Raw genomic sequence first — 22,251 nt, 5'->3', positions numbered from 1 at the left:
TATAGCGCATCTTACTGTAAATGCTTTTTTGAGTATTAAATTCATGGTGTGTCGGGAGTTAATTCAGAACAACTTCGAATGATCAAATGTGTATAGGATTTGATTGCTCAAAATGATCAAGGTAATATCCCTTGGGGGGAGATTTGGACGCTCCTTCATTTTGCTCATCATCTTCATGAGCGCGTCTATCCATGCAATTATGTGGCTTGATAATACATTTTGAGGCTAATCCCGATTTCGTGAGGATGAAGTGTGACAAGTGAGAAACGCTTAGGAGCTAATTCCATCACTATTTATCATAAAAGGCTGCTGATTATTATGAATACTCCTCAAAATAAACGACTGATTCTACGTTTTGTTGGCTGGTTTTTTTTAATCAACAGCGTCTTATTTTGGGTAATTGGATCTCTTTATTTAAAAAAAATTCTTCTTTCTCCTACTCTTTTCGCTAATTTTCTGGCGGATTATTCAACTTTTTCAGGAAAGATACTGGTTGTTTGTTTTGCCGTGGTTAATTACTTAACCTATATGATGGCGCTTGCCTTTATTCCCGCTCTCTTTATTGGTATTTTTGCCTATATTATTCCAGCTAAACGTTTTATCTGGTTCTTGAGTGCGTGCATCGCAACCTTAAGTCTTATCCTTTTAATCATTAATAACTGTGTCTTTTCCATGTTCAAATTTCATTTGAATACGGATATTTTTAATTTATTTTTTAATGGGCAATGGCATGATGTTTTTGATTTTTCCCGAAGTGAACTGAAACTGTCCATCATAGTTTTATGCCTGGTTTGGGTTATAGAAGTTGTTATTGCTTATTTTGTTTGGAACAAAATCATAGTAACCGACAAGTTTCTCTGTGGACGAACCATTGCTCTTTTTTGGTTAGGCGGTTTTTTGTTCAGTTATTTCACCTTGCTGCAATCTGTAGATCGAAATAATAATTTATTCAGTCAACAAACGCCCAATTTACCTTTTTATAATCAGCTAATCGTCTATTTAATCCCGGATAAAAACGCAGAAGCATTGCTCGATCGATACGGAGAAGGGCATTTTTATCAGCCTATATTTTCAAATGATCCCTTGAATTATCCTCTTCATCCTTTACAGTGCTCAAGGCCTGAAAATCCACCAAATATTATTTGGATTATGGTTGATTCGCTGAGGTTTGATAGCCTGAAACCACAATATATGCCCAATTTAATGGCATTTGCAGAACGGAGCTGGCAATTCAAGAGGCACCTAAGCGGTGGGAATTCAACTCAACCGGGGTTATTTTCTTTATTTTATTCTATTCCAAGCAGTTATTGGACGGCAGCGCTGGAGCAAAACATTCCGCCTGTATTGATTCAATTGCTATTAAAATACAGTTACATGCTCCGGGTAGTCTGGTCTAGTGAAATGGTCATTCCGCCCTTTGATAAAACGATTTATCTGGGAATATCTAATATAAATCTGTATGGTGCCTCCGGTGATGATATAGGAAATAAAGATCGATATGTCACCGAGGAGGCACTTCAATTTTTATCGGATAAGGATTTGAAGCAACCATTCTTTCTTAATCTGTTTTATGATGCACCACATGGATATTGTCGAGATCAAAGCTTCCCGGCTCCCTATCAGCCGGCTATAAGCGAATGTTCACGAATCGCCATGACCAATGATGTGGATCCGATTCCTTATTATAATCGGTATTTGAATTCGGTACGCTTTATTGATGGCGAATTGGCAAAAATACTCACACTTCTGGAGGAGCAAGGGTATCTGAAGAACAGTATTGTTTTGGTTACATCAGATCATGGCCAGGAATTTAATGACAACAATCTGAATTATTGGGGACATGCTGGTAATTTTACCGATGTACAAGTTCATGTTCCCCTTATTCTTTATTGGCCGGAACAATCGCCACGAGTTATTCAATATGAAACAAGCAGTTACGATGTCGTTCCTACTCTGTTAAAAAGAGCTTTTGACTGTCAGAATCCTATTATTGACTACAGTATTGGTCAGGATTTGCTGGATGAACACAATCGTTTACCTTTTGTCATCTCCGGGAGTTACAGCAATATGGCTCTGATAGAACCGGATCGCCAGACTACGTTACGAACCTCTGGTGGCGCTCTTATTACCAATGTTCGTGGGGAACCCATTCCAAACGCGAAACCTCGAATGCCTATTTTAAAAAAAGCTTTGGAGTTAATGAGATTATATTACAGCCGATAGTCTGGCTGGGAATGGAACTTAAATAGAGGCTGTTATAGTTGGTGCGGCATCGTCGTTATTTTCTTCACCATCCGTTGGCGCTTCGGGGACGCGGGATGGAAGAGGCGCAGGTGTTTGAGATGATGCAAATAAACCAAATCGTTTTGCGAGCTCATTGATTTGAGGTTTATTATTTACCGATTCTTGCAACGAGTTGTACAGCCTTTTGCGTGCTGGAGTATACAGAGACAGCGCTTCGAGTATCGATACGACGCAGTGGATTAAGTAAGTAAAACTAAAATGATCTTCTTGTTTATGGGCAAGTATTATTCGTCCAAAACTGGGATCTTTGACATCGAATGCAATTTTGGAAAAGCGCTCATCAATGGTTAGGTGTTCATTTTCAGCAAATTCAAGCAATTTATTAATTTTCTCTGTTTTTTCACCAAGTGTTTTTTCATTTTCAAAAAGAGAGTAATTGCGTTCAATCGCCAGGGTAGAGATACTGAAATAATTTTTGAATTGGGCCAATGCAACACGTACTGTATCCAGATGGAAGTATTTTGCAAAATTGTCTTGTTCAAACAGTTTGATTTTTTCTTTTAATAAATTTTTTACCGTCAGATTAATGTCGTCAGTGGTTTTTGCTTGATTGATAATGGTGTCTTTAAAGGTCAACAAATATTCCCTAAGCTTATTACGGTATTCTTTATCGGTATATTGCAGCCCTATGTGACGATTGCAGAACGCCTCCATTTGTTTGTTAAAGGATTCTGTAGTGTACTCTTGAATAAAGAGCAGATTGGCTTGATCCTGTGCTCTGTTTAACTCAGTAAGATACGTCAATTTTTCTCTGGCAGTGTTTAACTGCATTTGATAGGTTGCTTTAATGCCTTGATAGTAATTTTGGCTTGCTTCAAACAGTTCCTTAATTTGCGATAGTTTAGGCTGATAGTCTTTAAGACCGGAATTTAATAGATTATCGAAATTAGGATCGATTTTCTCCGGATCCAAGGTTACTTTGTTCTGGAGCACTACCAGCTTGGGAAGTGCTTTGTTATAGGCTTTGAGCAGTTCTTGTTTGGCAATTGATAGAGAGAGTGGATCAGCGGGTAATAATCCGCCTGTCAGAGATTGGTAATTTTTATAATATGAAAAGAAGTTATTGATGTGCTTGTAATTTTTATCCAGTTTTTCCAGGTGCTGTTCCGCGCTATCAATTTTTTGTTGTGTTATTTCAAGTCGTTTTACCAAAGTTGCTTTATCACAAATAAGGTCTACATGGGTTTTTGCATCCAAATCCAGGGGGCGCAGTAACCCTTTATAAAATTCATCGATGATTTGTTTTAGAGGCCCAGATAATGTACCTGGAATTAATCCTAATTTATCCTCCCAAAGATCGGCTTCAAGTAGCATGGGAGTAAAAATTTTAGGGCCAAATTGATCGAGATTATTAATAACGGTGTCATGAACGGTGCTGATAAACTCATTGAGTTTACTAGTCAGATTGCTGTACAGGCTAAACATATTCGGAACCTGAAGGAATAGTTGAAAATAGGAACCGGCACTGTTTATTATGGATTCAATCTGGACAGCAGAGCGTTTGGCACTAACATGTAATTCATTTAATTCTTCTACAGTCAGAAAATTATTGTTTCGTAAACTTCTGATGTGTTTTGGACTAATATTGAAAGCGTTGAGTGCATACCAAAGCCCGTTGAATTGGACGGGTTTATCATAGTTTACTTCTGCATGAGCTACTTGATAGGGGTCGCTATGTTCCTGAATGGAAGCGTACATCCCTTGAGCTTTTTCTAATAATTCACGACCAATGAGGCTAAAATGAGGATCATTTATAAGGTCCTTGGTCAGTTTCATTATTTCATTGATGTGTCCATAAGCGAGGAGCAGATGTCTTACATAATTGGTTTGATAACTGCGGTTATCTAATTCTTCAAGCTCAAGAATGATGCCTTCAACATGAAATAGACTATTAAAGATTCGTTTAATCGCCAGAACTTGTTTGCATTGAGCGGCCAATTGTTTGGGATCTTCCAGTTCAGGAAAGGGAATTCCGTCTTTCTGTGGACGCAACTCGGCTTGCATGGATTGATTCAGCGCTAATATGACTTTATAGAGTTCTGTTCTGAAATTATGTGCGTATTTTGAATAATTTGTATGTTTTATTAAATGATGACCTCTGTTTCCAATAGTGGCGTCGTGCGTCAATGAGGACTCTTCATTCTCAGCAGCAAATTTCTTCTGAGCCAACTTTAAATAAGCATTGCTTTTTGTTCTCCACGATGAATCAATATCAGTAAAATATATTTGAAAATGTTCATCGAGTTGGTGGAACAAATCAGTTGCTGGAGCAGGGCTTTGTTCTGTATCACCTGAAAATGAATGCACCAGATATTTATCAAATTCCAGTGCTGCAGCTTTTAATTCAGAGGGTACCCCATTAATGAAATAAGGCTGAAACAGGTTATATAAATTACGGCAGCGTGCCTTAACCGTTTTATCCATGTTGCTGATATAAAGAGCTCCACTGCCTGTCATTCCAGGTACTGCTACTTGTTTTTTTAACAAAGCGATAAATTCATTATAGGCATTTTGGGCAATCTTGAATTTATCTCGTTTGTTTCTATACCATTGATGCAGATCAAGAGCTTGATCCGCACTTAAGTTATTCGGGGTACTAAGAACCTGTTGTCTTCTGACTTCTTTAAAACCAAGATGACGGCGACCGGTTACATCGGTAACTAATTCAAGCTCTTTCTCACCTGCAACTTGGTAAGCCTGGGTGCATACAGCTTTTAGTTGATTAAAACTGGTTTTGTTTGTTTCGCTGGGTTTTAACTCACTGACGGTTTGATTGACTGGGTCAGCGTAAATCAATTCTTTATTATTAAACAAAATGACGGCACTTCTGCCTTTTAGCAATGTTTTAATTTCGTCAAATTTCAATTCAGTAGAATTTAAGGTATGCCCTGCTGCAGAAGTTACCTCTTGCAACCTGGGTAAATATTGTTCTTTTGAGGCAAGGATTAATGAAACATCATGAGGAACATTGTTCAATTTTTTCCAGGATATGATTGCTGTTTCAAGTTGACCTTCAGGATTGATAACCTCATATTTCAATCCTTTATCAGTCGTTTCAATATAGAGAGTTTGAGGGTCGTGTTTCTCCATGGCGCACAAGTTGAGTTTATCGGTCGGCTTCGTGTGCCCTGCGTCAGCAGTTAATTCCAACAGAGTGGGTAAGAATCTGTCCTTTGCTGCCAGTATCTCACTGACATTATGAGGAAACTCACTAATCTTATCCCAGGGAATAATGGCAGATACGCGTTTGCCTTGAGGATTAAGTACATCGTATTTTAAGCCTTTTAGGGTTTCCTCAAGATAGAGAGTTTGGGGTTCAAATTGGATTTTTGGTATTGATTTGAGAGTGTATTGATTGGTTAGCCTGAGAAGAGCGCAGGTATCACTCTGCTTCACTGCTTCGGATTCATCTACAGAAAATACGTTGGTTTGATTATTGTATGGAAACAATACCAGATTGGTTTGTTTATTGACCGAATTAATCAAATCCATATTCAGATTGATGTGAAATATCTGGGTCGCTCGTTTTTTTGATATTAAATCTTGTAATGTATTTTTATGTTCGATTATGAAGCTTACGTGATCTGCGGGTAATTGTTTTCGTAGCCAGCGCAATGGTCTACCCGCCATGGAGAAGTAGCTTTCGGGGCCTTTAAGACTGTCAATGATTTTGCTATTTAAGTCAAAATCTTTTTGCATCATATACGGTTTAATCAGTTTATAATGCGTAATCAGTTGATTTTTTATTTCCGGAGGCAGTTGATTTAATGCACTGTTTTTATAGAGTGGGTTTTCAAGAATTTCATAGAAGCTGCTTAATGCGTCTTCAGCTTTTTGGATTTTAAATAACGCTTTATTAGCCGCATCAATACGGCCATAGGATTTTTCCAGCCTTAAAGCCAGAAAACGAGAGTCCTCTATACTGAGTAATTCCTCACCTTTTACCTGAAAATCAACTGGCTTTGAGGCGTAATGAATGAGCAAGGCATAAAGTGGTTTTATCTTTTCCATTAAGGGATTTGATAAAGTGCCAGGTTTTAACATGGTATTATTTTCAATCTTATCGACAAAACCAAACAGGGAAGGCAATAGGACATACTTCAATTGAGCGAGATTACTGCGGATGACATCCTGAGACGATTGGCTAAAATGCCCCATTTGCTCAATAGTGCTTTTGGACAATGCAAGAATGTTCCGCATGATGTGTATGTAATTTAAAACTTTAAATGATAAAAACAGGCTATTTCCCTTTAAATTTTCCAAATCATTTAATAGCTTTAATGCAGTGGTTTGTAGCTCTTCCAGTTTTTCATTATTCAGTGAGGGTTCTTTTTCAATGATTTCAGATGAATATTCCTTGATGTATTGGGTGAATTGATCAATATAACTGGGTAAAACAGCACCAAATTGGGTCAGGAATTTATAGTCCAGGTCAGCACTGTTAGGTTGCATTTGATCTACTGCGGTGCCGGAAATTTCTCCAATTTTATAACTGAGTGGATATTCTCTCAGGGATTCAGCCAGTTTTTTTGTGTCTTCAGAGTGGCTGTCTGCAAAGGCCATTAATTTTCCAGCCAATGGAAGAAGCAGCTGTAATTCTTCACTGAACATTTCTCTTACATCAACATCCAGGTGAGTTAATAGATAACATGCCTGATACGCTTTATGGATGGTATTTTGATAAAGTAGCTTTAAACTGGAATAGGTTCTGCCTTTTAAATCAATTTGCTCAATATCTTCTAAGGCCAATCGGGCATAATATAGTGCGTTGATCAGTTTCTTGATTTGAGAAATATTATCAGGATTGAGATCATAATTGGTATAAGGCTCTCCTTCTTTATTAATTTTACTTAGATAGGGAGCTATACGAGGATTAAAATTTTGACTTAGTAAGGTATCAAGAATTCGGGTATGAATTGCAGCAATTGATTTGGAAAACTGATGTTCTTTAAGTGACTCCAACAGTTTTATTTTTTCTGAAATCAACTGAATTTTTTCTGAAATCATCAAAATACCAAATACGTTAATTGCTTTTATTATAGTTGATCATTATTAAGTTAATATTAACATATTAGTTTTAATAAGCTATCTGATAATAATTTTTTAAGAGTGTCTATCGATTGGTCGTTTTGCGTTAATGCTTGATTTGATTCAATTTCAATCCCAACGTATTCTGCATCGTTGAATTTTTTGCGTAAGAATGTAGTAAATCCATCACTGATGCCCTTATAGGGATAATTTCGGCGTACTCTAATGCCTGGATTTAGTTGGTGTATTTCATTTTGTAATCGTTCACAAAGACTTTTTTCTGAAGGCCGTTGAGGATTATAGAGTAATCCTATATCGGTTGAGCGAATTTGGCCATTCATTACAGGGGTAAAGCTATGGATTGAAAAGTGCCATACCTGGAGCTTTTGATTGATGTGTTTTTGAATAATATTAGTCACTTCTTCCCGAAAAGGTTGATAATAGAGCTTTATGATGTTCATTATTTCTTCATCAGGCAGGTTTTGGGTGACTTCAGAAAAACAAGATGGGCGATTCAGAGTTCTGTTGCAATCAATCAATAATCGAGTTGTATGAGCCTGAATAAAATCGCAGGGTAGAGTATCCTTTAAATGCAGAGCTATCTCTAAAGCACCAAAATCAATTCCTCGATGTGTTTTTAATAATTCTTTGAATGGCGCAAATAACGCGGTGTATTCCTTGGGGACGGTATCTACAGCATGTTCACAACTAATTACTATCGCAATAGTGTTCATTAGGGTCTAAATTGTTGATTAGCGAGCAAACTATAAGCAAGTTGTGCGTACACTCTTTTTAATGAGTCTCTATTGTTGTTCTTGCCTACTGCCTTCAGGATGCGCTGACTTAAATTGCCTTGACTCAAAATCAATTCCAGCGCGGATTGTTGTTTCTCAGTCAATTCAGAGCTAACCTGTTCTATAAGCATAGACCATACTTCATTGAGTGTCATGGATCGTGCAGGGAGTTGCCATTGTTTTAACAGCTCCATGTCTTCTACCTGAGTATTCAATCCTGTTTCTATGGCACGATCAAAAATGTGTTTTAATCTTGGGGTGTCGCAGGGATTTTCCAGATAATAACGTGATGAAGCTTGCCAGTTCTTTAAAACAGCGTTTATTGCGTGAGCGATGGCTATATCAGCCTCTACACATTCCTGACTGTCCAGAATACGAATTTCGATTGCTTTGCAATTAAATTTGGGAATAGCGGCTCTTGAATTGAGCCATTGATACTGCAAAATACCTTCGGGATCATAAGGTCTTATGTCTTGATACATCGGGTTAAGAATTTTTTGCTGATATTCTTCTTCTGAACTTATAAATTCGGGAATGACATCACCGCTGATTGATGGAATCCTTTGTTGATTTCGGCTGTAAAAATACAGTCTCGAATCCAGTAATCCTGTGGCTTTTCCATCAAGAACAGGTGTACTTGCAGCAACGGCTGGTAATAGCGGCAGAATCAAACGAATGAGATTATGCAGCTGATAAAATTCTTCCTGATTTGCGTAGGGCAGGTTGACATGCATGCTCTGTAAATTGGACCAGCCATGACCTTTGCAATCAAATATAGCATCAAATTGTCTGTATATTTCATTATTACCATAAGGCCAGCGTACAGTCTCTGTGTGCGGATTCATCCAGGGATGTGCTCCAGTAGGTAATAATAATAAATTGTGTTGATCGAGTAGCGGCTGTAATTCCAGTATGGTCTTTTGGAAGTGCTCTGTTACTGGCGTATCAGGCGGTTTGGGGCCATTATTTTTTAATTCAAGAACATGCATTACCAGTTCATTGCTGATGGCAATATCACCTAATTCAACCTCATCAGCCTGATGACCTGCCAGAGTACTTAATATCAGGTCGCTTTTGGGTTGGATATTCAGGGTGTCCTTATCCACCAGCATGTATTCAATTTCTATACCCAATACTGAAAAAATAGAGAAATCAGACATAGCCATGCTTCCTGCGGATGCGTTGAAGAAACACGTTCATGATCTGGTGATATAAATTTTCACCTAAAATTTGATCTTCGAGGCCGTTATCTACATTAGGGTTGTCATTGACTTCGATTACATAATGTTTGTCGCCATGACTTTTAATATCAACACCATATAAGCCATCACCAATCAAACGCGTGCTTTTCAGGGCGATTTTCAGGATGGCTTCGGGAACAGCATGGATGGGCAGGGTTTCATGATCCCCTTCTTTTTGCTCTTGTGCACCATGCCAATCATAGATTTGCCAATGTCCCTTGGCCATGAAATATCTGCAGGCAAATAAAGCTTTATTATCCAATACTCCTATCCTCCAATCGAATTCAGTAGGAATAAAGGGTTGGACTACCACCAAATCAGATGTCTTGAAGAATTGGCTTAACGATTTGATCAAACTTTTTTCATCATCAATTTTCACCACGCCATGCGAAAAGGCACTGTCCGGTTTTTTTAAAACGCATGGGAATTCAATTTTTGGGAGAACTTGATCGTATTTACTGATGAACAGAGTTTCGGGTGTTCTGATTTGATGGCTGCTTAGTAATTCCGCAAGATATACTTTATTGGAACATTTGATGATGGATTGTGGATCGTCTATTACAACCAGATTTTCCTGGGCCGCTCGACGTGACAAGCGATAGGTATAATGGTTTACTGATGTCGTTGCCCTAATAAATAAAGCGTCGTATTCAGCGATTGACTTGCTTTCATTTTTATCAATTAAATCAACGTTGAGTCCTAATTCTTCACCGGCAGAAATAAACAACTCCAGGGCTTTTTTATTGGATGGTGCATTCTGCTCAGTAGGGTCTATCAGAATAGCGAGATCATGAAAACGTTGTTTTTTACGCCATTGATGCACTCTTTTTTTGGATAAATAGCTTTCTGCGGATTGGCGCATAAATTCCAGATGATGCTCAGGCACATCTTTAAGAGATAAAGGGGTTAATGTTTTTATTCGCCATTGTTTTTTCTTTTCAAGAGTAAATCGAATGAGCGGTAAAGGAAACAATCCATGCAATTGTTTGGCCAGGGTAGAATAGCGTTTCGCCATATTTTGACCAAAATACAGACTAAGGATAAATTCATTGCCTTTAATGTCATGCAAACTGTGCTGAATTTCTTCATGTGTATCCTGGGATATTAATTTGGATAAACTGACATTATGGACATCTTGTATGCTATGGACCGAAGGTAATGCTTTATGATCACGTGCCTGTGCCAAAAGTGACACATAATAACCTATTGTTTGATAGTTATAATCTCGACAGAGATTAATCACTCGGTAGGATTTATTTTGATGGTACTCGTCCCCACTCAAATAGTCCAAGGCATGTACTGTTGGGGCAAGCTTGCTTAAAAAAGACCAACTTGCAAGATCATCTGTAACAATAACTGTTTGCATTTATCTCTCTTTGGATTGATTTATGGGCATCCTGGCACCATAAGTTAGTACACCAAGCATTATAGAGTTAATCAAGCAACATACTTACTTTATAATAATTATTGTGACGCTGTAGACTTTGAGTATAGCAATCTATTGGCGTGATACAAGTCAAAAATGATCGAACATAACCTCATCCAAAACTGGTTTGTTTTGTAGAGCAAAGTGCAGGTCTGGTGAAATACCCCCATTACTTCATTAACAATTCCTGTTGCCTCGATCCTGGGGTGTTTGGGTAGCCTTGAAGTAAAGGAGATGACGGCGTTTTATGAGTCGGAATCCATTTCAATACTGGGGATGGATGAGTCACTAAATGCCTTGATTTTTAGGCTCGATAATCAGGAGATTTCCATCATAAGTGATGACCCCCAGCAAAATGGAGTTGATTAATCGATTAATACTCACTTTATAGTAGTTATTATGAAACAGTGGATTTTCAGCATGAGGGTCGGCGATAACAACGTGTCGTTTTTGGGCGTCGTATCCGCACAGGACAACAAAATGTCCGCAGGGTGAGCCTCGCACATCATCGTAAACGGACTTTCCCTCAGGAGTAAAATATTCTCTTGCGCTCCAATACAGGTTAGTAGCGCTTAATCCGGTTATTATGGGTATATTCCGCGTAAAATATTTTTTCAGAAGAGTAACATTGAGCGGATGTGCTGAGACTTTACCGCCTAATTTTAAATACTCAATAAAGGCCTCCGATGCATGAGTGATGTAGGGATCGTTTTTATAGTTCATCTGGGCATCAAGCTTATCGATAAGAAATTTATTATCTACTGAACCATTATGAAACCAGCTTGGATCGAAGATATTCAGGTTGTAGATGTAAATATTGGCATTAAATCCTTGCAGCAAAGCATGTTTACCGAGCATTGCAGATAGTGTTCCGCCAGATATGGATCGATCTATAGTCTGGATTATTTCCTCTAAATCATATTCTAATCCGTAGTATTGATAGACCGCATGAAGGCATGTAGGGCCACAGCTTTCATCATCAGGTTGCGTTTGGATAATTAATTCAATCATTTGAGTCAACCCCGATCACGTTCAACAAAGGCTCTTTATGATTAAAAATTAGACTTCTATTGGTGTTTTGTCAACTGCTCTCACCAAAGGGAACGCGTCGCTACGATGGCGTTTTGAGATAATTGAACGGATAGAGTATCAAGCCAACCTAGCGGATTACTTTGATGGAGAGTTCAAGAATAAAATCCGCCACTTCCTCTGGTTCGGTGAGATAATTTGTATACGCTTTGATTATCAATGGCTTATTGATTCGTTCACCAGAGGCCTTGGAATCTTCAATCATTTTTTTGACAGATTCTCCTTCGGAACAAACGAAATAGACATCGGACTCCGGTCTTTTTAAAAATTGGGCTTTAAATGATTTAAATACAAGAGAGGTTTTACAGGCCGCACGTTCCGCATGGTAAAAACCATGCAATCCGCCAGCCAGATCGGCGCCTACAGCCAAAGCACCAAAATACATTGAATTTAAATGATTGCGGCTGCGTCTTTTCAAAGGCAAGCAGATTACAATATCGCTGTCTGTCAGCTTAATGAGGCGAGGTTTTAAATAACCTATCATGGCCACTTTGAAGTGTCCAAAATACCAGAGAAAAAATTTAAAACGGGTGAAGATACTCATGCATTATCCTTAATCTGTAACTGCGTGATTATTTTTTTAACCCCTCGAATGGCATTTACTCTATTGATAATCGAAGCAATTGATTGAGCACTTTTTACATCTCCAGACAGGGTTACTACACCATTGGTCGTTGTTGCATTGATTCCGATAAGAGGAATGGACTCATCATCCAACACTTTGGCTTTTAATACGGCCGTTTCAACGCGTGCGGTGATAAAAGCATCCGTAAAGACCGTGTTGACTTTTTTAATGTATAAATCTTTGATTCGGACGGATTTAACTCCTTTTGTGTTTTTTGTAATGCGCAATGCATCAACAAATGCCTGCCGGTCCCCTACATAACCGCTTAGTTTTACCACACCATGATCAGTAGCGATTGAAATTTTTAACGGGTTCAGATTTTTATTCTCAGCAAATTGAGCGGTTATTTTTGCGGTGATTACTGAATCACTGAGTTCCTGTTCAATTTCTTTTAGGTTGTTTGCATTCAATTGATTTAATGTCAAAATCAATATGGCTGTAATTAAAAAATAAATACGTTTTTGCATAGTGCTCTCTCTTAGCCTTATATTCAAACAGATATTAGATGAGGAGTATCGTTTTTAGTTGGTATAGTCTAATCTATTGTAGCTGCATATTTATATATTAGGCAGAACATTTATCTTTAAACTCTGAATGATATAAGGATCCTCTGAAGCTCCCGTTCGCTCCAATATGGTGAGTTTGAAGTTAAGTCGAACATTAAATTCAGGGATAAATACCACCTGGTTTACAATCCAATAGTTCATTCCTGAGGTCTTTCCTGATGCCAGAGTGACAGGCCAGCCTTCCAGTGCCGGATGCAGGGTTAATTTTTCTGAACGGATTTTATCCAGATTGCCTCCGCCGCCAAGAAATCCGGTGATGCCTTCCCATGCATTAATGGAATAATTGTCTTTAACGTCCTCGTATGCTGAGAGTGGTTTGTCGTAACTGACCGATAAAGTATTGATCAGTGTTTGGGTTACCCATTGTGACAAAAGGTCATTTTCTTCGGCATGAATCACGGGTGGTGCAAGGCATAAGAACAATAATAACGCGGAACACAGCGGGAACGATTTCATAAACGAAAATCCTTCTGGCTCAGTAAAAAGGACGATTTGTTATATTATTATAGCAGAGATATACTCTGACTCTTTTTAACTCGGTTTATTGTTTTATATGCATACTATTTCCATTCGTGGCGCAAGAACTCACAACCTTAAGAATTTGGATCTGGATCTTCCTCGTGATCAGTTAATCGTAATTACGGGGTTGTCTGGCTCAGGAAAATCATCCCTGGCCTTTGATACCTTGTATGCTGAGGGGCAACGGCGTTATGTTGAATCTTTATCCGCTTATGCCCGACAATTTCTTTCCATGATGGAAAAGCCGGATGTAGATTCCATTGAGGGATTGTCTCCGGCAATATCCATTGAGCAAAAGGCTACCTCTCATAATCCTCGCTCTACCGTCGGTACCATTACGGAAATTTATGACTATTTACGTCTGCTTTTTGCCAGGGTAGGAGAGCCTCGCTGCCCAACTCATAAAACCAGTTTGCATGCTCAGACGATCAGTCAAATGGTCGATCAGGTGTTGGCTTTGCCTGCTGACAGTAAAGTCATGATTTTGGCTCCCGTTGTTCGTGATCGAAAAGGCGAACACGTACAATTATTGCAACAATTGCAAGCTCAAGGATATGTACGCGCCCGAATTGATGGGGCGCTTTGTGAGTTGGATTCACCGCCGAAACTGGGTTTGCGTACCAAGCATACGATCGAAATCGTGGTCGACCGTTTTAAAGTCAGGCCTGACATCGCTCAACGTTTGAGTGAATCCTTTGAAAATGCTTTGAATCTGGCAGACGGGATAGCCATAGTAGCATCTATGGACAATGAGTTTGATGAACTCCTGTTTTCTTCAAAGTTTGCCTGTTCTGAATGCGGCTACAGTTTGAGTGAATTGGAACCACGATTATTTTCCTTTAATAACCCTGCAGGTGCTTGTGGTTCATGTGATGGTTTGGGGGTCGATCAGTTTTTTGATCCGGCTCGAGTCATTCATGATGAAACGGCCAGTCTGGCTGAAGGCGCGATTAGAGGTTGGGATAAGAAAACCTCATATTATTTCAGCATGCTTGAATCCCTTGCCAAGCATTATGGTTTTGATATTAATACCGCATTTTGTGATTTGCCTGAGGCCATGCGGAAGGTCGTTTTATACGGCAGTGGTCATGAGGTAATCGAATTTAATTATCATAGACCCAATGGCGGTTATATGGTGAAACGGCATAGTTTTGAAGGGATAATTCCCAATATGCAACGTCGTTATCGTGAATCGGATTCTGGAATGATACGGGAAGAACTGGCTAAATATTTATCTTCCCGTCCTTGCCAGACTTGCCAGGGCGCGCGTTTACGTGAAGAAGCCCGTAATGTTTTTATTGATAATAAAAATCTGCCGGAACTGTGTGCCTATTCAATTGAAAAGGCATATGAATTTTTTAAAGAGTTAAGTCTGCCTGGGTATCGAGGTGAAATCGCAGCAAAAATTAATAAAGAAATCGTTGAACGTCTAGGGTTTCTGGTTAATGTTGGTTTGGATTACCTCTCTTTAACGCGGAGTGCAGAGACCTTGTCAGGAGGAGAAGCTCAGCGTATTCGTTTGGCAAGTCAAATTGGTTCGGGTCTTGTCGGTGTCATGTATATTTTGGATGAGCCGTCTATAGGATTGCATCAACGAGATAATGATCGCTTGTTACAGACCTTAATGCATTTACGCAATCAGGGGAATACGGTGATTGTTGTTGAGCATGATGAGGATGCCATTCGCAGTGCTGATTTCGTTTTGGATATTGGTCCTGGAGCAGGAGTACATGGCGGCGAGGTGGTGGCTAGTGGTACTCCGGATGAGGTAATGAGGAATCCCTCTTCATTAACTGGCCAATATTTATCTGGAAAGCAATCCATCGAAATCCCCACGACTCGTTTGCCTGTAAATCCTGAACGTATGCTGCATTTAAAAGGAGTGACCTGTAATAATTTGCAGAACGTTGATGTGAGTATTCCTTTAGGCTTGCTTACTTGCATTACAGGGGTTTCTGGTTCGGGTAAATCCAGCTTAATCAATGATACCTTATACCCCATTGCAGCCAATACCTTAAATCGCGCCAGTATCTTTTCTCCTGGTGGAATCAGAGAGTTATCCGGTCTGAATTTATGTGACAAAGTGATCGATATTGATCAAAGTCCAATTGGCCGTACGCCTCGTTCCAATCCTGCTACTTATACGGGTATTTTTACGCATATCAGGGATTTGTTTTCCGGAACGCCTGAATCTCGTGCTCGTGGTTATCAACCCGGTCGATTCAGTTTTAATGTGAGGGGCGGGCGTTGTGAGGCCTGTCAGGGCGATGGTCTCATTAAAGTTGAAATGCATTTCTTGCCCGATATTTATGTTTCATGTGATGTGTGTCATGGAAAGCGGTATAACAGAGAAACGCTTGAAATTCAGTATAAAGGCAAAAACATTCATGAGATTTTGGACATGACGGTTGAAGATGCCTGTCACTTCTTTTCGGCAATTCCTGTTTTGGCTCGAAAATGTCAAACCTTAATGGATGTTGGACTGTCCTATATTAAGCTAGGGCAAAGCGCCACAACTCTTTCTGGCGGTGAGGCGCAACGGATTAAGTTAGCGCGTGAATTATCAAAACGAGACACTGGCAATACTTTGTATATTCTGGATGAACCAACAACCGGATTGCATTTTCATGATACCAAACAATTATTAAGTGTATTATCTCGATTGCGAGAGCAGGGTAATACCATTGTAATTATTGAGCATAACCTTGATGTAATTAAAACAGCCGACTGGATTATTGATTTGGGGCCAGAAGGAGGGAGCAAAGGCGGGCGAATTATTGCTACAGGAACCCCTGAAATGGTGGCTCAATGCAAGGGGTCTTATACCGGGCAATTTTTGAAACCCATTCTGGCAAAACAGAATTAAGGTAAAGTTAATAGTCCTTTAGGTAAATAATCCTTATTACAATCAACTCTGTCTCGGCATCAGGTAGCTGCCGTTAAATAAATCTAAGCCGAATTCCCGCGGCGAAGACCGCGGGATCTAATAATTTAATGCCATCATCATGGATACCGCGAACAAGTCCTGAGAGATGGTCACAAAAAGTGACCATAACTTTTTGAAAAAAAATGATAATTTTTTTTGGAGTGCATGAAGAATTGTGATCTAATAGTTTTGACGAAATTATAAGGCTCACCATCATGCACTTGACTGAATTATTATATAAAACCTTCGAAGAAGAACTACCCCACGTTCATAAAAAAAGACTAAGTAACCTAACAGAAGCTTGCGAATCGACAATAGGAAGTAACACTCTCTGTTTAACTGGATTAGGACGCGCGCTCATCAATTCGAATAAAGAGTCTAGTAACATCCAAAAAATTGACCGGCTTTTAGGAAATGGTTCACTTCAAGCGGAACGAGACTCATTTTATCAAGCTGGCGTAGCCTGGGAGCAGGCCCCAAGGGCCGTATCCCAGGGTTTCTTTTAAGTTGAAAATGGATTATTGCCATAAAATTAGTGAAAGAGATTGGTCTAAGTGAGTTTGGAGAGTCAATGAGTGGTGAACTTAAGCTGGCATAACAATAAAACCTGGGATACGGCCCTTTGGGCCTGCTCCCAGGCTACGCTGGCTGTCTCGGCGTCAGGAAGCTGCCGTTAAATAAATCTAAGCCGAATTCCCGCGGCGAAGACCGCGGGATCTAAGACTTGTATGCCATCATCATGGATACCGCGAACAAGTCGCGGCACGTAGTCTACGTAGATGAATTGCAAACACGCCCTAATTTTTATGAGGATCTATCAGGGACAAGTCGCGGCACGTTGACGGTTAGTGAAATGTCAACAGATGCTCGCAGGGATGGGAATGATTTAAATGAATCATTCTCTACCAGCTCTGTATTGGTAATGCGTATTAGTTTACAGAGTGCTATTGTCATTTTTCTCATTTTCAGGCTATAACTAAATGTAGGAAATCATCTACAGGGTAAAAAAAATGGGTACTTTTTTTATAGTATTATTAGTCATAGCCGCTCTTATATTTATTTGGGCGATAAGCATCTATAACACGTTGATAGGCCTTATCGAGGCGATCAATAACAATAAAAAACAAATTGATATTCAACTGGATAGACGTTTTAAAGTCTTTGAATCGTTGATTGAAACGGTAAAAAAATATATGGATTATGAGAAAACCACTTTAAAAGATGTTGTGGCTTTACGTAACCAGGCTCAAGAAGCGAAAGCTGCGGGCAATGAGCAAGCTCGTATGGATGCAGAAAATGGTATTTCCAAAATTGCTGCGGGTATCAATTTAGTATTTGAACAATATCCTGACTTGAAAGCCAGCCAAAACGTCTTGCAATTACAGGAAGAAATCGTCAATACCGAGAATAAACTGGCTTACTCCAAACAGGCCTACAACGACAGCATTGAGCGTTATAACGCCAAGAAAAAATCCTTTTTTGAATCGATTGTAGTGTCTGTATTTTCTGCTTCTCTGGATAAGCAGTTTATATATTGGGGTCTTCCTGAAGAACAGATTCAAGCGAAAGAAGATTATACGGTCAAACTCTGAGAGTAGACTATGAGTATAGCGGATTACCATGCTACGGCTGGAGATTGGCGGGCACAGTTAAAACAAAACGAGCGCAAGACTCGGAGAGTTATCGCGCTCTTTTTTTTAGTTTATATCATTGTTGGCTTGATTGCGGATACCTTTATTTTGCAATCCATGTATCCTCGTATCAGTTTAGAACAAAGTTTCCTGGCTTTGATCTCGTTTAAATTTGTTCCCTTGGCCACCTTGCTTATGGTGGTTTTTGCCGCGATTTCCCTGATGATTACCTATGCCTTTTATGATCGAATTATGCTTCTGGGAACTGAGTATAGGGAGATTACTCCTGAAAGCGCACAAACCGTCCAGGAAAAGCAACTTTATAATGTGGTTGAAGAAATGAAAGTAGCGTCCGGATTACAGTATATGCCCAAGGTTTTTGTCATAGAAGCCGATTATATGAATGCTTTTGCTAGTGGCTACAGCGAGAAATCTGCCATGGTCGCCATTACTCGAGGGTTAATGGAAAAACTGGACCGGGCAGAACTTCAGGCAGTTATGGCTCATGAGTTAAGTCATATTCGGCATCATGATATTAAATTAACCTTGATGGTTGCTGTACTCAGTAATATTTTATTGATTGTGATTGATGTTTTATTTTATTCCGTAATTTATAGACGCGACCGGAGAGAAGATAATCGATTATTAACGATTATCATTGTATTACGTTATGTTTTGCCCATCATCACGGTTTTATTGACTTTGTTTTTAAGTCGTACTCGAGAATATATGGCAGATGCGGGTTGTGTTGAATTGATGCGTGATAATGAGCCTATGGCTCGAGCGTTGCTTAAAATAAGCCAGGATCATGAGAGTAATGCTGAACGCTATGCCAAAGCCTATGGTGAGACACCGCATGAGCAGGTACGGCAGGCATCCTATCTTTTTGATCCCTCCCATATCGATCCCGTCAAATCTTTAAGCAGTGCTTTTTCAACTCATCCCTCGGTAGAACAACGTTTGGAAGCTTTGGGTTTTAAACGGAAATAACGAAACATCAATTTCGTTATTGAATGGTACATCATGATTCAACTTACTCACGTAAGCCGACGCCTTTTTTCAGCAGGATCATATTGGTTATCGTTAATACTACAAGCATGCCGATAATGATGATCATGGCCAGACTCATACTCACTTCTTCCTGGCCAATCATGGCATGTCGCAGAGCATTGACCATATATAAAATGGGGTTGAGATAGGAAATATGTTGCCAGAATGGAGGTAGCATATCGATGCTGTAAAATACACCGCCCAAATAGGTGAGAGGGGTCAGAATAAAGGTGGGTACCAGCATAATATCATCAAAATTTCGAGCTACCATCGCGTTGGTGAAACCGGCTAGTGAAAACACTGCAGATACTAACAAAACAACAAACAGAGTCATAGGCAAGTGATTCATTTCTATAGTCAGGAAAAAGCTGGCAATAAGAAAAACCAGAATGGCAACGATGAGTCCTCTGAACACCCCACCTAAAACATAGCCTAATAATAACAGGCTGTTATGCATGGGGCTGATTAGCATTTCTTCAATGCTTTTTTGAAATCGCACACTAAATAACGAAGAAGAAACGTTTCCGTATGCATTGACAATTACGGACATCATAATCAGTCCGGGGGCAATAAACATGGGATAGCTTATTCCCTGTATCGTACCAATTCGAGGTCCTATCAAACTACCGAATATGAGAAAATAAAGAGTAGTAGTAATTACTGGAGGTAAAAAAACCTGGCTGGCAATGCGAAACATACGCACCAGTTCACGTCGTAACAGAGTATAGAGGGCAATAAGTTGTTGTCTAATGGCCATTTTTAATGAGATCCATAAAAAGCTCTTCCAAGCGGTTTGTTTTATTGCGCAAACTATGGACTGTTATACCATGTTGGGTAAGCACATTAAATACTTCATTCAAGTTAATATTATTATCAACGCGTAATTCGAAGGTATTCGCATCAATTACTGTTGTCTTAAATGAGGGGATATCTGGCAAAGCACTGATCGGTGTTTCAGTATTAAAAATAAAGGTCTGATGGCGCAGGGTTTGTAATAATGCCTTCATCGACGAATTTTTTATAATGACGCCTTTGTCTATGATGGCAATGTTTTTACATAATTGCTCAGCCTCCTCCAGATAGTGGGTGGTGAGAATTATTGTTGTTCCTTCTTCATTGGTACGAGTTAAGAACTCCCACATACTTCTTCTGATTTCGATATCCACGCCGGCTGTGGGTTCATCAAGTATGAGTACCTTAGGTTGGTGAATTAATGCCCGTGCTATCATCAAACGTCGTTTCATACCACCAGACAGTTGGCGAACTATGGATTTTCTTTTATCCCAGAGTCCCAGTTGTTCCAATAATGACTCTGCTCTGGGTAAGGCTTCTTGACGCGTAATTCCATAATAGCCTGCCTGGCTTAATAAAATCTGGATTGGGTTTTCGAATATATTGAGATTGACTTCCTGGGGGACCAGGCCCAGACATGATTTTGCTTGCTCTGGATCTGCATCCAAATCATAGCCGTGAATCTTGATGGTTCCCGATGTTTTATTGACTAAAGTTGTAATCATGCCAATGGTTGTCGATTTGCCTGCGCCATTCGCTCCCAAGAGTGCGAAAAAATCACCGGTATTGACGGATAAATCAATGCCTTTTACCGCTTGAACACCATTGGTATAGGTTTTGGATAGTTGTTTGATGTCTAAGGCAAGCATAATGAGTTCGATGAAATAAAATGTTCATTATACATGATTATAATGATTCCACAGCTGTCTTTTATTTCATTTTGTGAACGAGTAATGTGAGCAGGTTTTTTGTTCCTTGAGCTATTTGAAAGTCTCTGCCCATGAATCGGAATCAGAATCAGAATCTGAATCCGATTCATTCAGTTGTCGTCTTCGGCTATCGAATGATTCCAATAAAGCCTCCATTAATGGGGTGTTTATGTGCTTTTTTTTTCCAAATACACTGAGGGCGGGGTCGAACTGGATGCTTTGCTGCTTTGCCCATTTCTTTTGGCCAATTCATCTTTTAATTCTTTAAAAAATCCCTCGCCGTTAAACACTTTGCCTGGTTCTGCTGGTTTATTCGATGCTGATGGGGGCGGTGGTGGTGCTTTGGGGGGCGCTTTAGGCGGTACCAACGGGGTAGATACTGAATTGTGCTCTTCTGCAACAAGAGGCGTGGATGGTGTGTCCTGAACTGACTCCGCTGAGGGAGGTGCGCTGATATCTGTCGGAATTTGAGACGGAGGGCTAAAACGCCCTTTAATTTCTGACTCTTCTATCGGTGGTTCTTTCGGACTTATTGAATCTGGTGCAACTGTCATTGCATGAGAACTACTTGGTCTTCCTCCTACAATTTCACGAAGTGTATTGAGTAAATCAGCAAATGAGGCTAATTGGCTTTGGGCTGAAGAAATTTGAGGTTGGAGAGATAGAAATAACTGGTCATTGCGAACTTGTTCTTTTAAGCGTCGATTCTCGGCAGCAATGTGGTCGTATTTGATTTTTAACTCTTCATATTGTTTCTTGACTAATTCAAGTTCAGAAACATGGGCTATTCTGGAATATTCCTGAGCTTTTTGTCTTGAATCCAATGCCATGCTGAGATCGCTTATCAATCGTTCTGAGGCGATTCCTTCCGGTGCAATCTTAATGTGTAAGGGGGTGTCTCCTTTCATTGCGCTGATTGGAGTATAAACTTTTACGGCAGAGTTATATTCAATTAAACAATCGTTCCAACAGGTCAGCAAATAAGGATTCGTTTTTGCAGAGAGGTTTATCGGAATGGTAATGTATTCAATGACACTGGCGTCATGAATTGCTTCTTGGTTCGAAGTGACAAGCATTAAAATCTCTTCAAAATAGCCACATATACCACTATGGTTTTGTTCCTTTTGCCATCCCAGCGAGCCAAGCATTGAAGATGCACCCGTTTTTTTATAGTGGGTTACAAATTTATTAAATGATTGCAAAAATTCCTTACTCAATGGCATCCTGAACTCCTAATCCTTGGAATCTGATGTGATTCATTTAATATCAATTGATCTTAAAACTCAATAAGTTTGAATTAAAATTTTCACCTTGAGCGAAATAAATCGCTT

Annotated in this window: 16 protein-coding genes; 5 read left to right on the top strand and 11 right to left on the bottom strand. The window is 39.5% G+C overall.

Features of this window, described 5'->3' with window-relative positions; genetic code table 11:
* The first annotated feature begins 318 nt into the window (after window positions 1–318).
* On the top strand, window positions 319–2,223 hold the full coding sequence (locus ELY21_RS09030) for a DUF3413 domain-containing protein (protein ID WP_127108921.1): 1,905 nt from the start codon (window positions 319–321) through the stop codon (window positions 2,221–2,223).
* 18 nt (window positions 2,224–2,241) lie between these two features.
* On the opposite strand, the gene ELY21_RS15725 is transcribed toward ELY21_RS09030, so the two are convergent.
* The 8 genes from ELY21_RS15725 to ELY21_RS08990 form a co-directional block, all read right to left on the bottom strand.
* Window positions 2,242–7,290 carry a protein SdhA gene (locus tag ELY21_RS15725; protein WP_233588695.1) on the bottom strand — a complete coding sequence of 1,683 codons (5,049 nt, stop codon included), beginning with the start codon at window positions 7,288–7,290 and terminating at the stop codon, window positions 2,242–2,244.
* A 77-nt stretch (window positions 7,291–7,367) separates the two neighbouring features.
* On the bottom strand, window positions 7,368–8,066 hold the full coding sequence (locus ELY21_RS09020; protein WP_127108860.1) for an N-formylglutamate amidohydrolase: 699 nt from the start codon (window positions 8,064–8,066) through the stop codon (window positions 7,368–7,370).
* Window positions 8,066–9,286, bottom strand: a complete 1,221-nt coding sequence (locus ELY21_RS09015) for a glutamate-cysteine ligase family protein (RefSeq protein WP_127108858.1) — start codon at window positions 9,284–9,286, stop codon at window positions 8,066–8,068. Before ELY21_RS09015 ends, ELY21_RS09020 begins: the two co-directional genes overlap by 1 nt.
* Window positions 9,279–10,733, bottom strand: coding sequence for a RimK family protein (locus ELY21_RS09010; RefSeq protein ID WP_127108856.1), 1,455 nt, complete (start codon window positions 10,731–10,733; stop codon window positions 9,279–9,281). The genes ELY21_RS09015 and ELY21_RS09010 overlap by 8 nt, the downstream gene beginning before the upstream one ends.
* A gap of 348 nt (window positions 10,734–11,081) precedes the next feature.
* Window positions 11,082–11,804 (bottom strand): C39 family peptidase, encoded by a 723-nt coding sequence (locus ELY21_RS09005; protein ID WP_127108854.1) that lies wholly within the window; start codon window positions 11,802–11,804, stop codon window positions 11,082–11,084.
* A gap of 148 nt (window positions 11,805–11,952) precedes the next feature.
* On the bottom strand, window positions 11,953–12,426 hold the full coding sequence (locus ELY21_RS09000) for a hypothetical protein (protein WP_127108852.1): 474 nt from the start codon (window positions 12,424–12,426) through the stop codon (window positions 11,953–11,955).
* The gene (locus ELY21_RS08995; protein ID WP_127108850.1) at window positions 12,423–12,974 is read right to left on the bottom strand and encodes a BON domain-containing protein; all 552 of its coding nucleotides are present in this window, start codon (window positions 12,972–12,974) and stop codon (window positions 12,423–12,425) included. Before ELY21_RS08995 ends, ELY21_RS09000 begins: the two co-directional genes overlap by 4 nt.
* Before the next feature lie 90 nt (window positions 12,975–13,064).
* Window positions 13,065–13,529, bottom strand: coding sequence for a DotI/IcmL/TraM family protein (locus tag ELY21_RS08990; protein WP_127108848.1), 465 nt, complete (start codon window positions 13,527–13,529; stop codon window positions 13,065–13,067).
* Between the two features lie 97 nt (window positions 13,530–13,626).
* Between ELY21_RS08990 and uvrA the strand changes: the two genes are divergently transcribed.
* From uvrA to htpX, 4 genes are all read left to right on the top strand, one after another.
* Window positions 13,627–16,458 carry an excinuclease ABC subunit UvrA gene (uvrA, locus tag ELY21_RS08985; RefSeq protein ID WP_127108846.1) on the top strand — a complete coding sequence of 944 codons (2,832 nt, stop codon included), beginning with the start codon at window positions 13,627–13,629 and terminating at the stop codon, window positions 16,456–16,458.
* A 275-nt stretch (window positions 16,459–16,733) separates the two neighbouring features.
* Window positions 16,734–17,024 (top strand): hypothetical protein, encoded by a 291-nt coding sequence (locus tag ELY21_RS08975; protein ID WP_127108842.1) that lies wholly within the window; start codon window positions 16,734–16,736, stop codon window positions 17,022–17,024.
* A gap of 504 nt (window positions 17,025–17,528) precedes the next feature.
* Window positions 17,529–18,110: a LemA family protein gene (locus ELY21_RS08970; protein ID WP_028385484.1), complete on the top strand. Its 582-nt coding sequence runs from the start codon at window positions 17,529–17,531 to the stop codon at window positions 18,108–18,110.
* 9 nt (window positions 18,111–18,119) lie between these two features.
* Window positions 18,120–19,139, top strand: a complete 1,020-nt coding sequence (gene htpX / locus ELY21_RS08965) for a zinc metalloprotease HtpX (protein WP_127108840.1) — start codon at window positions 18,120–18,122, stop codon at window positions 19,137–19,139.
* 43 nt (window positions 19,140–19,182) lie between these two features.
* On the opposite strand, the gene ELY21_RS08960 is transcribed toward htpX, so the two are convergent.
* The 3 genes from ELY21_RS08960 to ELY21_RS08950 form a co-directional block, all read right to left on the bottom strand.
* Window positions 19,183–19,956, bottom strand: a complete 774-nt coding sequence (locus ELY21_RS08960) for an ABC transporter permease (RefSeq protein ID WP_127108838.1) — start codon at window positions 19,954–19,956, stop codon at window positions 19,183–19,185.
* On the bottom strand, window positions 19,946–20,860 hold the full coding sequence (locus ELY21_RS08955; protein WP_127108836.1) for an ABC transporter ATP-binding protein: 915 nt from the start codon (window positions 20,858–20,860) through the stop codon (window positions 19,946–19,948). Before ELY21_RS08955 ends, ELY21_RS08960 begins: the two co-directional genes overlap by 11 nt.
* Before the next feature lie 227 nt (window positions 20,861–21,087).
* Complete coding sequence (locus ELY21_RS08950) at window positions 21,088–22,143, bottom strand: hypothetical protein (RefSeq protein WP_127108833.1); 1,056 nt, start codon at window positions 22,141–22,143, stop codon at window positions 21,088–21,090.
* Window positions 22,144–22,251: the final 108 nt, after the last annotated feature.

The organism is Legionella sp. km535, assembly GCF_003990085.1.
Classification (GTDB): domain Bacteria; phylum Pseudomonadota; class Gammaproteobacteria; order Legionellales; family Legionellaceae; genus Legionella; species Legionella moravica.
This window is presented reverse-complemented; position numbering and strand designations above follow the sequence as displayed.